General features: G+C 36.6%; 16 protein-coding genes. 12 read left to right on the top strand and 4 right to left on the bottom strand.

Going from position 1 to position 15272, the window contains the following annotated elements; all coding sequences use genetic code 11:
- Positions 1–62 precede the first annotated feature (62 nt).
- The 9 genes from hflX (at position 63) to AC07UM_RS11930 (ending at position 9554) form a co-directional block, all read left to right on the top strand.
- The gene (gene hflX, locus AC07UM_RS11970) at positions 63–1289 is read left to right on the top strand and encodes a GTPase HflX (RefSeq protein ID WP_494683298.1); all 1227 of its coding nucleotides are present in this window, start codon (positions 63–65) and stop codon (positions 1287–1289) included.
- Positions 1289–1924, top strand: coding sequence for a DUF4919 domain-containing protein (locus AC07UM_RS11965; protein WP_494683299.1), 636 nt, complete (start codon positions 1289–1291; stop codon positions 1922–1924). Before hflX ends, AC07UM_RS11965 begins: the two co-directional genes overlap by 1 nt.
- 20 nt (positions 1925–1944) lie before the next feature.
- On the top strand, positions 1945–3240 hold the full coding sequence (locus tag AC07UM_RS11960; RefSeq protein WP_494683300.1) for a cation:proton antiporter: 1296 nt from the start codon (positions 1945–1947) through the stop codon (positions 3238–3240).
- A gap of 21 nt (positions 3241–3261) precedes the next feature.
- On the top strand, positions 3262–3978 hold the full coding sequence (locus AC07UM_RS11955) for a DNA alkylation repair protein (protein WP_494683301.1): 717 nt from the start codon (positions 3262–3264) through the stop codon (positions 3976–3978).
- 135 nt (positions 3979–4113) lie between these two features.
- Positions 4114–4782: a hypothetical protein gene (locus tag AC07UM_RS11950; RefSeq protein ID WP_494683302.1), complete on the top strand. Its 669-nt coding sequence runs from the start codon at positions 4114–4116 to the stop codon at positions 4780–4782.
- A gap of 95 nt (positions 4783–4877) precedes the next feature.
- Positions 4878–6809, top strand: coding sequence for a hypothetical protein (locus AC07UM_RS11945; RefSeq protein WP_494683303.1), 1932 nt, complete (start codon positions 4878–4880; stop codon positions 6807–6809).
- The gene (locus AC07UM_RS11940; RefSeq protein ID WP_494683304.1) at positions 6810–8048 is read left to right on the top strand and encodes a hypothetical protein; all 1239 of its coding nucleotides are present in this window, start codon (positions 6810–6812) and stop codon (positions 8046–8048) included. It begins immediately after the preceding gene.
- 31 nt (positions 8049–8079) lie between these two features.
- On the top strand, positions 8080–8418 hold the full coding sequence (locus AC07UM_RS11935) for a DUF6122 family protein (protein ID WP_494683305.1): 339 nt from the start codon (positions 8080–8082) through the stop codon (positions 8416–8418).
- 65 nt (positions 8419–8483) lie between these two features.
- Complete coding sequence (locus tag AC07UM_RS11930) at positions 8484–9554, top strand: calcium:cation antiporter (protein WP_103234979.1); 1071 nt, start codon at positions 8484–8486, stop codon at positions 9552–9554.
- A gap of 74 nt (positions 9555–9628) precedes the next feature.
- Here the strand turns inward: AC07UM_RS11930 and AC07UM_RS11925 are convergent, their stop codons facing one another.
- Positions 9629–10009, bottom strand: coding sequence for a group III truncated hemoglobin (locus AC07UM_RS11925; RefSeq protein WP_494683306.1), 381 nt, complete (start codon positions 10007–10009; stop codon positions 9629–9631).
- Between the two features lie 155 nt (positions 10010–10164).
- Between AC07UM_RS11925 and AC07UM_RS11920 the strand changes: the two genes are divergently transcribed.
- The 3 genes from AC07UM_RS11920 to AC07UM_RS11910 all read left to right on the top strand — a co-directional run bounded on the left by AC07UM_RS11920 (position 10165) and on the right by AC07UM_RS11910 (position 12039).
- Positions 10165–11136: an ion channel gene (locus tag AC07UM_RS11920; protein WP_494683307.1), complete on the top strand. Its 972-nt coding sequence runs from the start codon at positions 10165–10167 to the stop codon at positions 11134–11136.
- The gene (locus tag AC07UM_RS11915) at positions 11137–11625 is read left to right on the top strand and encodes a YkgJ family cysteine cluster protein (protein ID WP_494683308.1); all 489 of its coding nucleotides are present in this window, start codon (positions 11137–11139) and stop codon (positions 11623–11625) included.
- A gap of 111 nt (positions 11626–11736) precedes the next feature.
- On the top strand, positions 11737–12039 hold the full coding sequence (locus AC07UM_RS11910; protein WP_494683309.1) for a hypothetical protein: 303 nt from the start codon (positions 11737–11739) through the stop codon (positions 12037–12039).
- Between the two features lie 42 nt (positions 12040–12081).
- Here the strand turns inward: AC07UM_RS11910 and AC07UM_RS11905 are convergent, their stop codons facing one another.
- The 3 genes from AC07UM_RS11905 to dprA all read right to left on the bottom strand — a co-directional run bounded on the left by AC07UM_RS11905 (position 12082) and on the right by dprA (position 15241).
- The gene (locus tag AC07UM_RS11905) at positions 12082–12450 is read right to left on the bottom strand and encodes an iron chaperone (protein ID WP_494683310.1); all 369 of its coding nucleotides are present in this window, start codon (positions 12448–12450) and stop codon (positions 12082–12084) included.
- A 132-nt stretch (positions 12451–12582) separates the two neighbouring features.
- The gene (gene gdhA / locus AC07UM_RS11900) at positions 12583–13941 is read right to left on the bottom strand and encodes an NADP-specific glutamate dehydrogenase (RefSeq protein WP_494683311.1); all 1359 of its coding nucleotides are present in this window, start codon (positions 13939–13941) and stop codon (positions 12583–12585) included.
- Positions 13942–14131: 190 nt separating this feature from the next.
- A complete protein-coding gene (gene dprA / locus AC07UM_RS11895; RefSeq protein ID WP_494683312.1) occupies positions 14132–15241 on the bottom strand; it encodes a DNA-processing protein DprA in 1110 nt (369 codons plus the stop codon).
- Positions 15242–15272: the final 31 nt, after the last annotated feature.

Genomic DNA, 15272 nt, shown 5'->3' with positions numbered 1-15272 from the left:
TGATTTTGTTTTTTTTCTGAAAAATATTAACTTGTAAAAATCATAAACATAGACCGAACTTAATGTTAGAAAAGAAAGAACATAACTATGAGAAAGCAGTCTTGGTGGGTGTTATTACCCAGAATCAGGACGAAGATAAACTGACGGAGTATTTAGATGAACTTGAGTTTTTAGCTTTCACAGCAGGAGCAACCGTAGAAAAACGTTTTACTCAAAAACTGACTCAGCCTGATTCCAAAACTTTTATCGGAAGTGGAAAGGCTATTGAAATAAAAGAATATGTAAAAGAAAACGAGATCGGGACCGTAATCTTCGATGATGAACTCTCTCCTTCGCAGCTTAAAAACCTGGAAAGAGATATGGAGGTTAAAATTTTGGACCGTACCAATCTTATTCTTGACATTTTTGCCCAAAGAGCACAGACTTCTTATGCAAGAACTCAGGTGGAACTGGCACAATATCAATATCTTTTGCCACGATTGACAAGAATGTGGACCCACCTTGAGCGTCAGAAAGGGGGTATTGGGATGAGAGGTCCCGGTGAAACGGAAATTGAGACTGACCGTCGTATTATCCGTGACAGAATTACATTGCTGAAAGAAAAACTGAAGACGATTGACAAGCAGATGGCTACTCAGCGTAACAACCGTGGAAAAGTAGTTCGTGCAGCTTTAGTAGGGTATACCAACGTGGGTAAATCTACTTTGATGAATTCTCTTTCAAAATCTGAGGTTTTTGCAGAAAATAAATTATTTGCAACACTGGATACGACGGTAAGAAAAGTGGTCATCGGAAATTTACCGTTCCTGCTTACAGACACCGTAGGATTTATTAGAAAATTGCCAACTCAGCTGGTAGAATCGTTCAAATCTACTTTGGATGAGGTTCGTGAAGCCGATCTTTTGATTCATGTGGTGGATATTTCTCACGAAAGCTTTGAAGACCATATAGAATCGGTAAATCATATTCTAATGGAAATCAATGCTCACCAGAAACCCATGATTATGGTTTTCAATAAGATTGATGATTTCAGTTATGAGAAGAAGGATGACGATGATCTTACGCCTTCAACCCGTAAAAATATCTCTCTGGAAGAATGGACAAAAACCTGGATGGCAAAATCGAAATATCCAACAGTTTTTATTTCTGCCTTAACGAAGGAAAACTTCCCGGAAATGAAGAAAATGATCTATGACGAGGTGATGAAAATTCATATTTCGAGATTTCCATACAACGATTTCCTTTTCGAATATTTCGAAAACGACGAGGAAGAAGAAAGCGACAATTAATGAAGTACCAATTTTTCCTTTTATTCATTCTATTTTCGGTTTTTGGCTTCGGTCAGAACTCGAAAATAGACTTAAAAGCTATTGAGAAAAGTCTCCAAAATTCTGACTCTCCTTATAATTATGAGAAGCTTATTTTCAAGTATAAAGGATATCCAAAGTCTTTGGATAGTATAGAGTCACAATATCTTTATTATGGAATAAATTTCAGAAAAGATAAAGTAACTACTTCAGAAGATAGTTTTAAAAACCTTGTAGATGCCTTTAAGCAGAACAATTTTGCAGACTGTATCAAGCAAGGGAAAGCTTTGTATAATAAAGATCCAACAAATCTGGATATTCTGCTGATCCTTCTCAGGGCTTATGACTCTGTAAAGGACGGCAACAATTTTATACATCATCTGAATCAGTTCCGTGCGATTACTGAAGGCATAAAAAGCTCAGGGGACGGGAAATCTGAGAAGACAGCTTATATCGTTAATTCCGTAGGAGATGAGTATATTCTGCTGAACATTCTGAACATAGGGCAGGATTACAAAAGAAACTCAAAAACGGTTAAAGATGGTATGTTTGATATCTGGGAAAAAGATGGTACAAAGATTTACATAAAAATACTCTATTGGGAACTCACCAATTAATCTCAAAATAAAGACACTTAGTGGAATTATATTATTCATTTTCAGCGTTAATCGTATTAGCATCAATATTTGCATATCTCAATTACAGGTTTTTAAAACTTCCGAGTACCATCGGAATTATGGTGATCGCAATCGTGGTTTCTATTTTTTTGGTAATGTTCGGAGAAACAGTGCTTCCGAGAACTTTCGGACACCTGCATAACCTGATGGACAGCATCGACTTTACGGAGGTTTTGATGGGAGCTATGCTTAATTTTCTTCTTTTTGCAGGAGGAATTCATATTAATATTAACGATCTGAAAGAACAATTCAGACCCGTTGTTATATTTTCCACAGCAGGTGTTGTGATTTCTACTTTTGTGGTAGGATTTGGAATGTTTTATCTGCTTCCTTATGTGGGCGTTAAGCTTCCTTTTATCTACTGTCTTGTTTTTGGGGCCTTGATTTCACCTACTGATCCGGTAGCCGTTCTGAGTGTTTTAAAGCAGGCTAATGTATCCAAATCACTGGAAACAAAAGTAGCCGGAGAGTCTCTCTTCAATGACGGTATGGCGGTTGTAGTCTTTACAGTGATCTTACAGCTTGCGGTAGGAAAAGAAGTGGATCTGAGTGTTGAAACAATAGGATTGCTTCTGCTTAAAGAAGCAGGAGGAGGTCTTTTACTGGGAGTTTTACTCGGATGGGTTACGTCAAGACTTATGCGTGAAGTAGATGATTATATTATTTCCGTATTGGTGACCCTTTCTGTTGTAATGGGAGGGTATCTTATTGCCCGACAAATGCATATTTCAGGACCATTAACGATGGTGGCAGCTGGACTATTTATGGGGAACTTCAACAGAAGTTTTAAAATGAAATCGGTCACTCAGGATTATCTGATTAAGTTCTGGGAACTGATTGATGAAATTCTGAATGCTGTATTGTTCTTATTCATTGGATTTGAACTTTTGATGATTAAAGATCTGAAACATTTTATGGTTCCTGGCTTACTGGCAATTATTGTCGTTCTTTTGGCAAGATTTATTTCCATCTGGGGTCCTACAAAATTTACCTCTCTGAGAAAAAGTTTCAGCCCGCAGACTGTAAAAGTTCTGGTTTGGGGAGGAATTCGCGGAGGAGTTTCTATTGCGCTGGCAATGTCTATTCCTAAAAGTGAATACAGTGAGATTATTTTAAGTATTACTTACTGTGTAGTGGTTTTCTCTATCATTGTTCAGGGGCTTACTATTGCTAAAGTGGCTAATCCTAACAAGATAGCAAAAGAAGAGGAAGAACAGGAAGAACAGGAAAGCCTTGCGGTAGAGGAGAAAGCTTAGAAGTAACAATCGTTCAGAAACATGAGTATGGTCAAAGAAATACAGGAAGCATTAGCTGTTTTATCCATTCCTGAAAAGGCAGAATTTTTCCCAAGATTTTTCAAAACTGGAAAAGGAGAATATGGAGAAGGAGATCTGTTTCTGGGCGTAAAAGTTCCGGATCAGCGCTCTGTAGCCAAAGAATATTATTCGAAAATCAATTTAGAAGAACTCAGTACTTTACTTTCTTCAAAATACCATGAACATAGGCTGACGGCTCTTTTTATGCTGATTTCAAAGTTTGAAAAAACAAAAGATAAAGCTGTAAAAGAAGAAGTGGTCGCTTTCTATCTTAATCATCTTCCTTATGTCAACAACTGGGATCTGGTAGACTCCACCTGTTATAAAATTTTGGGCAGGTATACTTTTGAAAACCAGAAGGAAAGCCTTCTCAGGGAACTTTCTGAATCTGAAGAAATGTGGCATAAGAGAATAGCCGTTGTGGGGACAATGCATTACATAAAAAAAGGATCGTTTGACCTTACTAAGGAATTCGTAACCAGAAACCTGAAACATCCTCATGATCTGATGCATAAAGCAAATGGCTGGTTATTAAGGGAAATGGGAAATAAAAATGAAAGAGCGCTGATCGGTTATCTGAATCAATATTACAAAGAAATGCCCAGAACCTGCCTTCGGTATGCTATTGAAAAGCTGGACGAAGATCTTCGTCAGGACTATCTGAAAGGGCGTATTTAAAAAAGAATAAACCCAAAAGTAGTGTAGTTTCCTGTCTTGAAAAAGTCCCGGAAAACAGCTATTTATGCTCAAAAGAACAAAGATTGTAAGGATTTAAGGTCAAAATTGAGTAATTTTGTGGCTTTAAAACCAATCATGAAAAATTTTCTCAGATTATTTCTTCTATTTTTTCCTTTGTTATTTCTTACAAGCTGTTTCGATATCCTTGATAAAGTGAATGTAAAGGCTGGCGGAACAGGGGAGTATACTATTATTCTTAACGCCAGTAAAAGCAAAACAAGACTGGCATCCATCTCCAAAATGGAAACCATCAACGGAAAAAAGGTTCCTAAAAAGGCTGAAATTGAGAATAAAATCAATGAAGCTGCAAAAATTTTCAAAGGAACTCCCGGAATCAGCAATGTGAAAACATCCATGGATTTTGATAATTATATCATTAAACTGAGCTGTAATTTCAAAAAGATTGAAAATATCAACGCCGGCTTGGAAAAACTGAAGGCTCAGAATATATTGGGCAAAATGGTTCCAACACAAGTGTACAGCCAGAATCTTGAAAAAAAGACGTTGACAAGGAATAAAGTCAATACCTTCAAAGCAGATTACGATAAGATGAGCAAGGCAGATAAGGAAGTTTTTAACGATGCAAAATATACTTCCATTATGCAGTTCGAAAGCACGGTGAAATCACAAACGAATAATACGTACGTACTTTCTCCCAACAAAAAAGCACTCAAACTGGAGGCTGATATTCTGGATCTGATCCTTCAGAAAAAACAAATACAAAACACTATTCTTTTTCAATAAATTTCTAAACTATCGTCATGAAATCTATCTTATTAAAAACACAAAAAATTATTTTTATACTCTTTGGGTTTACACTGGTTTTTGCCCAAAATAGCATGAAAATACCGTCCGATGCTGTATTTTACATGGAGGTGAACGGAAAACAGCTTAACAATAAAATCAATTGGAATAAACTGAATCCTTTGCTGCATGAACTCAGCAAAAAGAGCAAAGAAGCCCTTTCATGGACAGATTATTCCAAAACAGGAATCAAATACGATGCGGTTCAGTACCATTATGCAAGTTTTAATGATTCCATTAAGACCTACAATACCCATTTTATCATTGATAATAAAGAAAAGTTTCAGGAATTCGTTAATTCTGTAAAGAAAAAAGGACAGGAAGTATCTAAGAAACCCAACTATTCCTACGTTGATATCAATGATGATGTTTTTGTAGCCTGGAACGGAAGCCGTGCAGTGCTTAGCATGATAAGCTATACCAAACCCTACAAAGACCTTTGGACAACGGAAGCTGTTGCAGATAGTGCTGCGGTAGCTGTTGATAGCGTAGCAGTAGATGCGGGAGATACTGCTTATACAGATGAGCCGGAAAAACCTTTTGATTATAAAGAAGAAATTAAAAGCCTGAAGGAAGATGTTAAATATCTGAAAGAAAGCATTAAAGATAATAACAACGAGATCGCAAGAATTCAGAAAGATATCAAATACCTGCAGAAGCATCACAAATACCCACAGGAAAAGGAAAATGCAGAGCAGCATGAAGATGAAAATATGCCTGATGAGGGATATGAAGATGATGGGAAAGCCTTCCAAAAAGAGCAGGATTCTATCCGCAGAGAAAACTTCAAGATCGTTAAAAAGAACGCAGAAGATCGTTTTGACCAATACTTCAGTTCAAATTTAGAAATAGAAGTTCCTAAAGAAATGCTGGCTTTCAGAGATGGCAGTTCCGATGTTTTTGTCTACACAGACTACGGAAGAATTGTAAATGAAGGAATTTATGGTAAGATGGCGAAGTTCTATAGTTATGGACAGTTCTTCAAAAATATGTACAACTCTAACTATGCGTATAATCTGTATTTTGATAAAGACAAAGTAAGGCTGGTGAATAATTATCAGCACAAAGATACTGACATTCAGAAGAATATCTCTGCCATTTATAAAGGCAAGAAAAATAAAAAATTGCTGGAACTGATCAATGAAAAAAGCGTTGGCTATTATGCAATGAACGTCAATGGGGCGAAATGTTTTGACATGATGTACAGCCTTCTTCAGAACTCCGGAGAAAATGAGTACAAAAAAGAAATGGAGCTGATCATGGAAACCATGAAAATCGTTTTGGATGAAGAAGCCATTACCAAAATAGCACCAGGAAACGGAATCTTTGTTTTAAACGAACTGAAATCCAAAAAAGTAGAATACACCGATTACGAATACGATGCTGATTTCAATGAAAAAGAAGTAAAGAAAACCAAAGAGATTGCTGTTCCTAACTTCACTTTTGCTTTTGCAACGGAAAATGAAGGATATTGGAACCGTATTTTTGATGTACTCGCTACCAATAAAAAACTGGCTAAAAGATTCTCTAAAAAAGGAAACATCTACACTTTTAAAGAAGAAAAAAACGGAGGGTATATTGATCAGCTATTCTTTACCGTAAAAGACGGTGTGGTGTATCTGATGAGTTCTGCTGATAATATGTTACCTGTCAGCCAGTCTGATATTTCCAGAAAATGGGCGAAAGATTCCGCGAAGTATCCTTTATCCGGAAGATTGGATATTCAGAAACTTTTAACCGGCTTAGATAAAGAGTTTAAAAGTCCTAAGGAAAGAAAAACATTAGAGGCAATCAGAAAAAATGTAGGCGAATTGTATTATAAAACTGAAGTAAAAGGAGAAAGTATCCAGACTGAAATGAATTATAATATTAAAGATTCTTCTGAAAACAGCTTGATGTATTTCTTTGATGTATTTGAGCAGGTTTTTAAAACAAAAGAAAAAGAAGAGAAGCCACAAATTTTATAAATGAAGAAAAAGAAAATTATTGTCCCGTTACTTTTATTGCTCGCAGCTGCAGTATATTTTGTGGTTTTCCGTAAAGATAAGAACCTCAGATATATTCCTGAGAACGCAGATGCAGTTGTTTTAATCGATATCAAGAAAGTAACGGGACAATATCTTTTCAGTTGGATAACCCATCCTTCACATTGGTCTGGAAGCAAAGCAAAAGGTAAAAACTCCGGATCATTGAAAGGTTCAGGAATCAGAATCCCGGATTTTTTACAGATCTTCCATGTAAAAGACAGTAAGTTTTCAGAATGGTACACTGTAATAGAGCTTAAAGATCCACAGAAATTCATTGCTTTTTTAAATAAGCAAAAATTTACAGATAAAGGGAACGGTCGTTTTCAGAAGGACCAGATTTTCATTATGCTAAATGGAGACCATTGTATTGCAGGAACTTCTGACCAGGCTTTTGAAGGCATTCAAAAAAAACTTCTGCAAGCTTCTGCACATCGTGTTTGGAATGCAGATCAGCTTATTGATAATACATTGGGGAGCCTTTCTTTCATTTCAGGGCAGAATATTCAAAACTTTTCCATTGAATTACATGATGATGAGATTGAAATAAAGAATAATGCAAACCTGGAAATCTTTAATTCGATGGCTTCTAAACTTCAAAAGGAAAGCCGCTTCCTGACATTGGAATTAGATAAAGAAAATATCAGGAACTTCAGCCGGTTTTTCAACAAAAGCATTGCGGATTCTTCGCAGGCATCTTACATTAAAGCAGCGGTAGATCTTGAACGCGTTAATGACACCATTATCAGTTATGAGTATGATGATAATTTCAATGAAGTTGAAAAAAAGACCTTTCAAAAGATAACACAGCCTAATTATATCATCGATATCCAATCTAGAAATCCTGTACAGACATGGGAATACTTTCAGTCTAAAAAGTGGATTAATACGGAAAATCAATTCACCGCAATTCCCTTCCAACCCAATGAAATCAGCCAAAACAATAGCGGAGTTGTAATAAAATCGACCAGAAATCCCGTGATGTTATCGGCTCCATTCAACGAAAACTATATTTTCATCAGAAACAATGTTCTGCTGTATTCTTCTTTGAAAATGCTGAATAATACTGAAAAAAGAATCATTTCCGATATAGATTATGTGCTGTATGGGAATAAGTCGAAGGATTATTGGGTAAAAATAAAAGCCAAGAAAGGAGAATTACCCTTAATTTTACGGTGGTAAGCATAGAAACCGAAAAAATAAATACCTATTAATGGCTCCATCAGACATTGCGTTGCTCAAAACATGCACACATTATTTTTTACATTTTGTATTTCCAGTCTTTATTGCATTGGTTTTTTATCCTAAAAACTGGAAGAAAGTATATCTTATCCTATTGGCAACAATGCTGGTAGATTTGGATCACCTTTTTGCTACTCCTATTTTTGATCCTTCAAGAGGAAGCATAGGTTTTCATTTTTTACATTCCTATTATGCCATTGCGGTGTATTTTTTGATGTTGTTTTTTAAAGGAAATATCAGAATTATAGGAATCGGGCTTCTGTTTCATATGTTGACAGATTTTCAGGACTTTACCTTCTGGCCTCATTAAAATATTATTAATATTTTCTTTTGATATTTAAAATTTCATAGATTTTTTGTATTTTGTAGTCACTTATGAGACCTAAAGAATTCTTACATTATACTTATATTTTCCCTGTCCTTGCGGTAGGTTACTACTTTTCCGGATTGATGGGGGGAGGAGTTCTTTATGATATCATTGCCGGTATTTTATTGATCGGGAGTGTTTTATCGGCAGTACATCATGCAGAAGTAGTGGCTCACAAAGTAGGAGAGCCTTTCGGAACCATTATTTTGGCTCTTTGTATCACCATTATAGAAGTCGCGCTGATCATCTCGCTCATGGTTGCCGGCGGAGATCAGGCGATCACGCTGGCCAGAGATACAGTCTTTGCCGCTGTCATGCTTATTCTAAACGGAATTCTGGGAATATGTATCCTTGTAGGCGGTGTTAAATATCATGAGCAGTTCTTCGCAAGAACCTCTGCAACTACTTATCTGGTAAGTATTGTTTCCATCCTGGTGCTTACCCTTGTTCTTCCCAATTTTACGTCAAGTGTAAACGGTCCTTTCTATAACGAAGCACAGCTTATTTTTATATCCATTGCCTGTTTGGTGATTTACGGAATTTTCCTGATGGTACAAACGGTGCGCCACAGAAGCTATTTTATCATTCCTGATGAGCATCCTGAAGAACATTATATCCCGTCATTGACAAAAACTCTGATCAGTTTTGCCTTCTTGGTCGTTTGTCTGATTATTGTTGTGTTAATGGCAAAAGGACTTTCCGATACTATTGAAGGGATGGTACAAAGTGTAGGAGCTCCTAAATCTTTGGTTGGGGTAATTATTGCCGCTGTAGTTTTGCTTCCTGAAGGGGTAGCCGCAATTCGTGCAGCAAGAGCCAATCAGATTCAGTCTAGTTTAAACCTGGCATTAGGTTCAGCTCTGGCAAGTATCGGATTGAGCATTCCTGCTGTTTCAGTAGTGTGTATTATGTATGATATTCCACTGGTACTGGGCTTAGACAAAAAAGACATTATCCTTCTTTCTTTATCAGTCTTTATTGTAATGCTTTCATTGAGCCGCGGAAAGACCAATATCCTTTATGGAACCGTTCTATTAGTGAATCTGGCAGCTTATATCTTTACGGTAATCGTTCCTTAAAAAGACAAAATGATATCATTGAATTTGTCCTTATTTACAAAATAAATCCTTGGAATTTCGAATCCCGGAACTCGCTAAAGTCTTCTTGCTAATTCCATCTTGAAAGCCATCAGTTTTGCTATGTTTTCGGATTTGTAAATTGCCATATCGGCATTTTCTCCAACGAAGTTTTCTTCAATCGTAGTTCGCCAAAGCTCAAGCCATCTGTCAAAATGTTTCTGCTCCATGGCCTGTATCTCATTGATTGGGAAATGTACCCCCATCGGATTGCCTTTATAAGTCATCTGCCCAAAAAGAATACTCTCCCAAAAAGAATACATTTTAGGAAGGTGTTTGTCCCAATCTACTTTAGCGACATCATTAAAAAAGAATCCTATCGTTTTATCCTTTACGACCTTTGTATAAAATGAGTTGACAAGGTGCTCAATATCTTCTCTTGACTCCAGTTTTTTCATATTTCAAATGTACTCCAAAATCGATTTAAAACTCAAATGAATCAATTGATAAAATTCATCAAAACAATATTTTATCTTTGCTCCAGAATTAACGGAAACGCAAGTTTGCAAATTAGCTGAAAGGATATAAACAATAAAAAAACAAATGATATACAATGACAGGAGGATTTAGAAAAAAAATTCGTCAGAAAAATGCGGAAAACAGTGGCTTCGGAACTAATGCATCCGGAAGATTTATCAACAAAGATGGTCTTCCGAATGTTCAGAGAAGGGGAGTGAATGTTTTCAACAGGCTCAGCTGGTATCATACTATGCTGAATCTCTCCTCATTTCGTTTTATTTCCTATCTGGTCATTGCTTACATTCTGATCAACCTTATTTTTGCAATGATTTATTACCTGATTGGTGTGGAGCATCTTACCGGAATTGATAAAAGTGATCCGTTGAATGAATTTATTGATGTCTTTTTCTTCAGTTCTCAGACCTTTACAACAGTTGGATATGGAAGAATAGCTCCTGTAGGGTTTTTAGCCAGTCTTGTAGCTACTTTTGAAGCTTTTCTGGGATTGCTTACCTTTGCCATTGCAACAGGACTTTTTTATGGACGTTTTTCAAGACCGAGAGCATACCTGAGATTTTCTGATATAGCTGTTATTGCTCCTTTTCAGGAATCTTCAGCGTTAATGTTCAGGCTTGCTCCCTATAAAAATAATGCACTGACAGATGCTGATGTGATTGTGTCGGCGGCTATTGAAGTAATAGAAAATGGGACTGCTAAAAGCAATTTTTACAGACTGGAAACCCAATTAAACAAGATTAATACCCTGGCACTCAACTGGACCGTGGTGCATAAAATTGATGAAAATTCTCCGTTTTATGGCTTTTCTGAAGATGATTTTAAAAATACGGATATTGAGCTTATTGTACAGGTACGGGCGTTTGATGAAGTGTTCTCAAATACAGTGGTTCAACGGTCTTCGTACACTACAGGAGAAATTATTTATGGAGCCAGATTTATCCCGATGTATTATCCAAGCAGAGAAAATATCACGACTGTTTTGGATCTGGATAAAATCAATGAATATAAGAAAGAAGAACTTCCGGATGCCGTGAGAAATAAAGAATAAATGAATTTAGATTTTTATAAAAAACAAGCGATACAAAAGCAGAAAGAGCATAAGAAATTTCTGGACGGATTAAAGAAAAAACCGCCCAAAAACCTTGATTATATCGTACAGGAAACCCATGAGGAAGTTTTTGATGAAATAGACTGTTTACAATGTGCCAATTGCTGTAAAACAACCGGTCCGTTGTATACTGAAAAGGATGTTGAACGTATTGCCAAGCATCTCCGCATGAAATCTGCAGACTTTGAAGCCAAGTTTCTAAGGGTAGATGAAGATAATGACAAAGTATTGCAGAATCTTCCCTGCTTTTTCCTGAACAGCGATAATACCTGCTCTATCTATGAAGTGAGACCTAAAGCCTGCCGCGAATACCCTCATACAGACCGTAAGAAGATTTATCAGATTAATAATCTGATGCTGAAAAATACAGTAATCTGCCCCGCAGCATTTGAATTTGTAGAAAAAATGATGAAAAATATAACAAAATAATTTTTTGTGAAATCCTCTTAAATAATTATAAAGTACGTTAAATAAGCTTTTTACACATAATTTTATAAATGATGCTTCGTTTAAGTTAAACAATCATTTAAATATTACATTATGAAAAAGTTATTTTTAACGGCAGCGTTTACATTAGTCGGAGTAATCGCAGTATCAGCACAATCAACACCACAAAAGCCAGCTGATACCTCCACTCATAACCCAACGACAACTCAAACTCAACAACCGAATACACAAACTACAAGTCCTTCGGATCCAAAGAATCAACAGGAAAAAACACCTGCTACCACAATGGAGACTTCTCCTGCAACTGATCCATCGGTAAGTACAACCCCTACGGATGCCACTAAGCCTGCAGATGCTCCTAAAGAAGGAAAGAAAGACAAAAAGAAGAAAAAGTAAGTACTTTAGCAAACACTAGTCGGAATCCTGAAATCTTGTATTTCAGGATTTTTTATGTTCCGTTTCTTTTACTTTGAACTGAACAATTGCATGAATCAAATCCAGCGGAAGATCTTCGGTAATCGGAAACTGTACAGCTCCTTTTGAAAATTTATAATTTCTTTCCTCAAAATCTTTCTCAAAATTACTAATACCTTCAGCTCCCGGATAGAAACCAATATGCTTTTTATACCCAGCAAAGTAAACCAAAGGCTTTCCTTTATACCTGAAAGCAGGCATCTGGTATCCGATATACTCTTCCAGATCCGGAACCTGTGCGTGAATGGCTTGCCTCAGCTCAAGCAGTTTTTCCTGCGCTTCTATTGGGAAGAGAAGAATGTATTCATCAATATTTTTAAAAGTGTTTTTCATAACATAAAAATAAAAAAAAGCGCTGCATATAGCAGCGCTTTCTCCTTTCACTTTTTACTTTTTTCCCATTATCCCGGGAACAGGCTTTATCAAAAAAGGTCGGGAATTTTTCCCAACCTTTTTTTTTTTCTGTTATACAACTCCTTGAGCCAACATTGCTTCTGCTACCTTTACGAAGCCGGCAATATTTGCACCCTTTACGTAGTTTACATAACCGTCTTCGTCTTTTCCGTAGTCTCTACAAGCTTTGTGGATACCGATCATGATTTCCTTTAATCTTGCGTCAACTTCTTCAGAAGTCCAGTTAAGACGGATAGAGTTTTGAGTCATTTCTAATCCTGATGTAGCAACACCTCCAGCATTGGAAGCCTTACCAGGAGAGAATAATACTTTATTGTCTAAGAAATAGTTGATAGCATCTAATGTAGAAGGCATGTTAGCCGCCTCAGTTACACAAACACATCCGTTTTCAACTAGTTTTCTTGCGTCATCTAAATCTAATTCGTTCTGAGTTGCAGAAGGGAACGCAACATCACACTTCACATCCCAAGGACGTTTTCCAGCGTGGAACTCAGCAGATGGATATTTTTTAGCATAATCTTCAGCTCTGTTATTTCCTGAAGATCTAAGCTCTAATAAATAATCAATCTTTTCTCCGCTGATACCATCTTTATCGTAGATATATCCGTCAGGACCAGAAACCGTTACTACTTTAGCCCCTAGTTCAGTTGCTTTTTTGATAACTCCCCAAGCTACGTTTCCGAAACCTGATACAGTTACTATTTTACCTTGGAAATCCTGTCCGATAGTTTTAAGCATCTGCTCAGCGAAGTATACAACACCGTATCCTGTAGCTTCAGGACGGATTAATGAACCTCCGTAAGCAAGACCTTTTCCTGTAAGAACTCCAGTAAACTCGTTTCTGATTTTCTTGTACTGCCCGAATAAATATCCGATTTCTCTTGCTCCAACACCGATATCTCCTGCAGGTACATCTGTTTCAGGACCAATGTGCTTACATAATTCTGTCATGAAAGCCTGGCAGAAACGCATTACTTCCATATCAGATTTTCCTTGTGGATCAAAATCTGAACCTCCTTTACCTCCTCCCATTGGAAGAGTTGTCAGAGAGTTTTTGAATACTTGTTCGAAAGCTAAGAACTTAAGAACTGATAAGTTTACAGTAGGGTGGAAACGGATTCCTCCTTTGTATGGACCAATAGCAGAGTTCATCTGAATTCTGAAACCTCTGTTAACCTGAATTTCTCCTTTGTCATCAACCCATGGAACTCTGAAAATAATAATTCTTTCAGCTTCAGCCATTCTTTCAAGCAGCTTCATTCCGGTATATTCTTTTTTAGTAGCAATGAACGGAATTACGGTTACGGCAACTTCTTTTACAGCCTGTAAGAACTCTGGTTCGTTAGGATTTTTTGCTTCAATTTTTGCAATAAACTCTTGGATTTTCTGGTCAATATTATATTGTTCCATATATTAAGGTTGAATATTATTGTCAACAAATTTAATTTTTTTTTCAAGATTCACAACACTATATTTTAAGATTGTTAAAAATTAAATAATAATGTTTCATAATATTATTAAATTGATAATTTGTGTTTAAATTTTATTAAAAATGAAATGTTATGTATGAAATAATGCAATATTAAGAAATCATTAATTCTTAAATTGCCACAAATTGCCTCCCGGAAAACGATTTTACTTTCCCTAAAAGTTCCAATTCTAAAATTATTGGTAAGATTTTGTGAGGAGAGACATCCATTTTCTGTGACAAATCGTCCAGAGAAATCTGGGGATGTTCTTTTATAGATTGATATATTAAATACTGATTATCAGATAATTGTATTGTGGTCTCGCTATAAGGAAATAACTCTTCAATTTTTTCATTAGGACCATTAAATCCCAGCAAGCTGATAAGATCTTTTATGGTAGAAATGGCTGTCGCTTTATTATGGAAAATCAATTGATTACACCCCTGGCTGCAGAGGTCTGTAATTTTTCCCGGTAGGGCAAAAACATCCCGGTTGTAGTCATTGGCAAAAGCTACTGTACTTACAGAACCTCCTCCAAAACCGGTTTCCACAACAATAGTGGAAGGTGATATTCCCGCCACAATTCTGTTTCTCTGGATGAAGTTTTCGCGGTCGGGTTTTCTGGAAGAGCTGAACTCTGTTATTAATGCTCCTCCTTCCTGAAGAATTTTCTCTGAAAGCTTTCTGTTTTTTGCCGGATATAAATACTGAAAACCATGGGCAAGGACTGCTACCGTAGGTTTTCGGTGATGAATAGACTGTTCATGAACCTCTTTGTCCACTCCTAATGCCAAGCCGCTTACCGATATATATTTTGAAGATTGCGTAGCCTCAAAAAAGTCCCCAATAAACTGTTGCCCATAAGCTGTCATATTTCTGGATCCTACCATGCTTATTGTGGGAAGAGCATCATCAAGGTTTCCTTTTTGGTAAAGTATTGCTGGAGCATCCGTACATTCATTAAGGAGAGAAGGAATTTCATTAAGGTGTCTTAGCCTGATTTGGACATTATGCTTTTCGCAAAATTTTAATTCTTCTTCTGCGAATTTCAAATGATCCTTGTTGCCAATGTCCGAAACCGTTTTTTGTCCTATTCCTTCCAGTAGTTTATACTCTTTCTTTGCTCTTTTCCATGCTTCCTGAGCACTTCCGAAAGTACGCACCAGTCTATGAAAATGGATGTCACCAATCTGGCTGCATTCGCGGAGAGCGATAGCGTAAAAATATTCTTCAGAGATCATGTGTGTGTTTTTTCAAATGTAGTGAAATAAG

This window comes from Chryseobacterium sp. GW821-FHT04C04 (assembly GCF_059420365.1).
The sequence above is the reverse complement of the archived record's forward strand: the minus strand, read 5'-3'. Positions and strand labels throughout refer to the sequence as shown.

Bases quoted from the DNA above. Each gene is read 5' to 3' on its own strand.
- hflX (WP_494683298.1), top strand. From the start codon at position 63: ATGTTAGAAAAGAAAGAACATAACTATGAGAAAGCAGTCTTGGTGGGT.
- AC07UM_RS11965 (WP_494683299.1), top strand. From the start codon at position 1,289: ATGAAGTACCAATTTTTCCTTTTATTCATTCTATTTTCGGTTTTTGGC.
- AC07UM_RS11955 (WP_494683301.1), top strand. From the start codon at position 3,262: ATGAGTATGGTCAAAGAAATACAGGAAGCATTAGCTGTTTTATCCATT.
- AC07UM_RS11950 (WP_494683302.1), top strand. From the start codon at position 4,114: ATGAAAAATTTTCTCAGATTATTTCTTCTATTTTTTCCTTTGTTATTT.
- AC07UM_RS11945 (WP_494683303.1), top strand. From the start codon at position 4,878: ATGAAAATACCGTCCGATGCTGTATTTTACATGGAGGTGAACGGAAAA.
- AC07UM_RS11940 (WP_494683304.1), top strand. From the start codon at position 6,810: ATGAAGAAAAAGAAAATTATTGTCCCGTTACTTTTATTGCTCGCAGCT.
- AC07UM_RS11935 (WP_494683305.1), top strand. From the start codon at position 8,080: ATGGCTCCATCAGACATTGCGTTGCTCAAAACATGCACACATTATTTT.
- AC07UM_RS11930 (WP_103234979.1), top strand. From the start codon at position 8,484: ATGAGACCTAAAGAATTCTTACATTATACTTATATTTTCCCTGTCCTT.
- AC07UM_RS11925 (WP_494683306.1), bottom strand. From the start codon at position 10,009: ATGAAAAAACTGGAGTCAAGAGAAGATATTGAGCACCTTGTCAACTCA.
- AC07UM_RS11920 (WP_494683307.1), top strand. From the start codon at position 10,165: ATGACAGGAGGATTTAGAAAAAAAATTCGTCAGAAAAATGCGGAAAAC.
- AC07UM_RS11915 (WP_494683308.1), top strand. From the start codon at position 11,137: ATGAATTTAGATTTTTATAAAAAACAAGCGATACAAAAGCAGAAAGAG.
- AC07UM_RS11910 (WP_494683309.1), top strand. From the start codon at position 11,737: ATGAAAAAGTTATTTTTAACGGCAGCGTTTACATTAGTCGGAGTAATC.
- AC07UM_RS11905 (WP_494683310.1), bottom strand. From the start codon at position 12,450: ATGAAAAACACTTTTAAAAATATTGATGAATACATTCTTCTCTTCCCA.
- gdhA (WP_494683311.1), bottom strand. From the start codon at position 13,941: ATGGAACAATATAATATTGACCAGAAAATCCAAGAGTTTATTGCAAAA.
- dprA (WP_494683312.1), bottom strand. From the start codon at position 15,241: ATGATCTCTGAAGAATATTTTTACGCTATCGCTCTCCGCGAATGCAGC.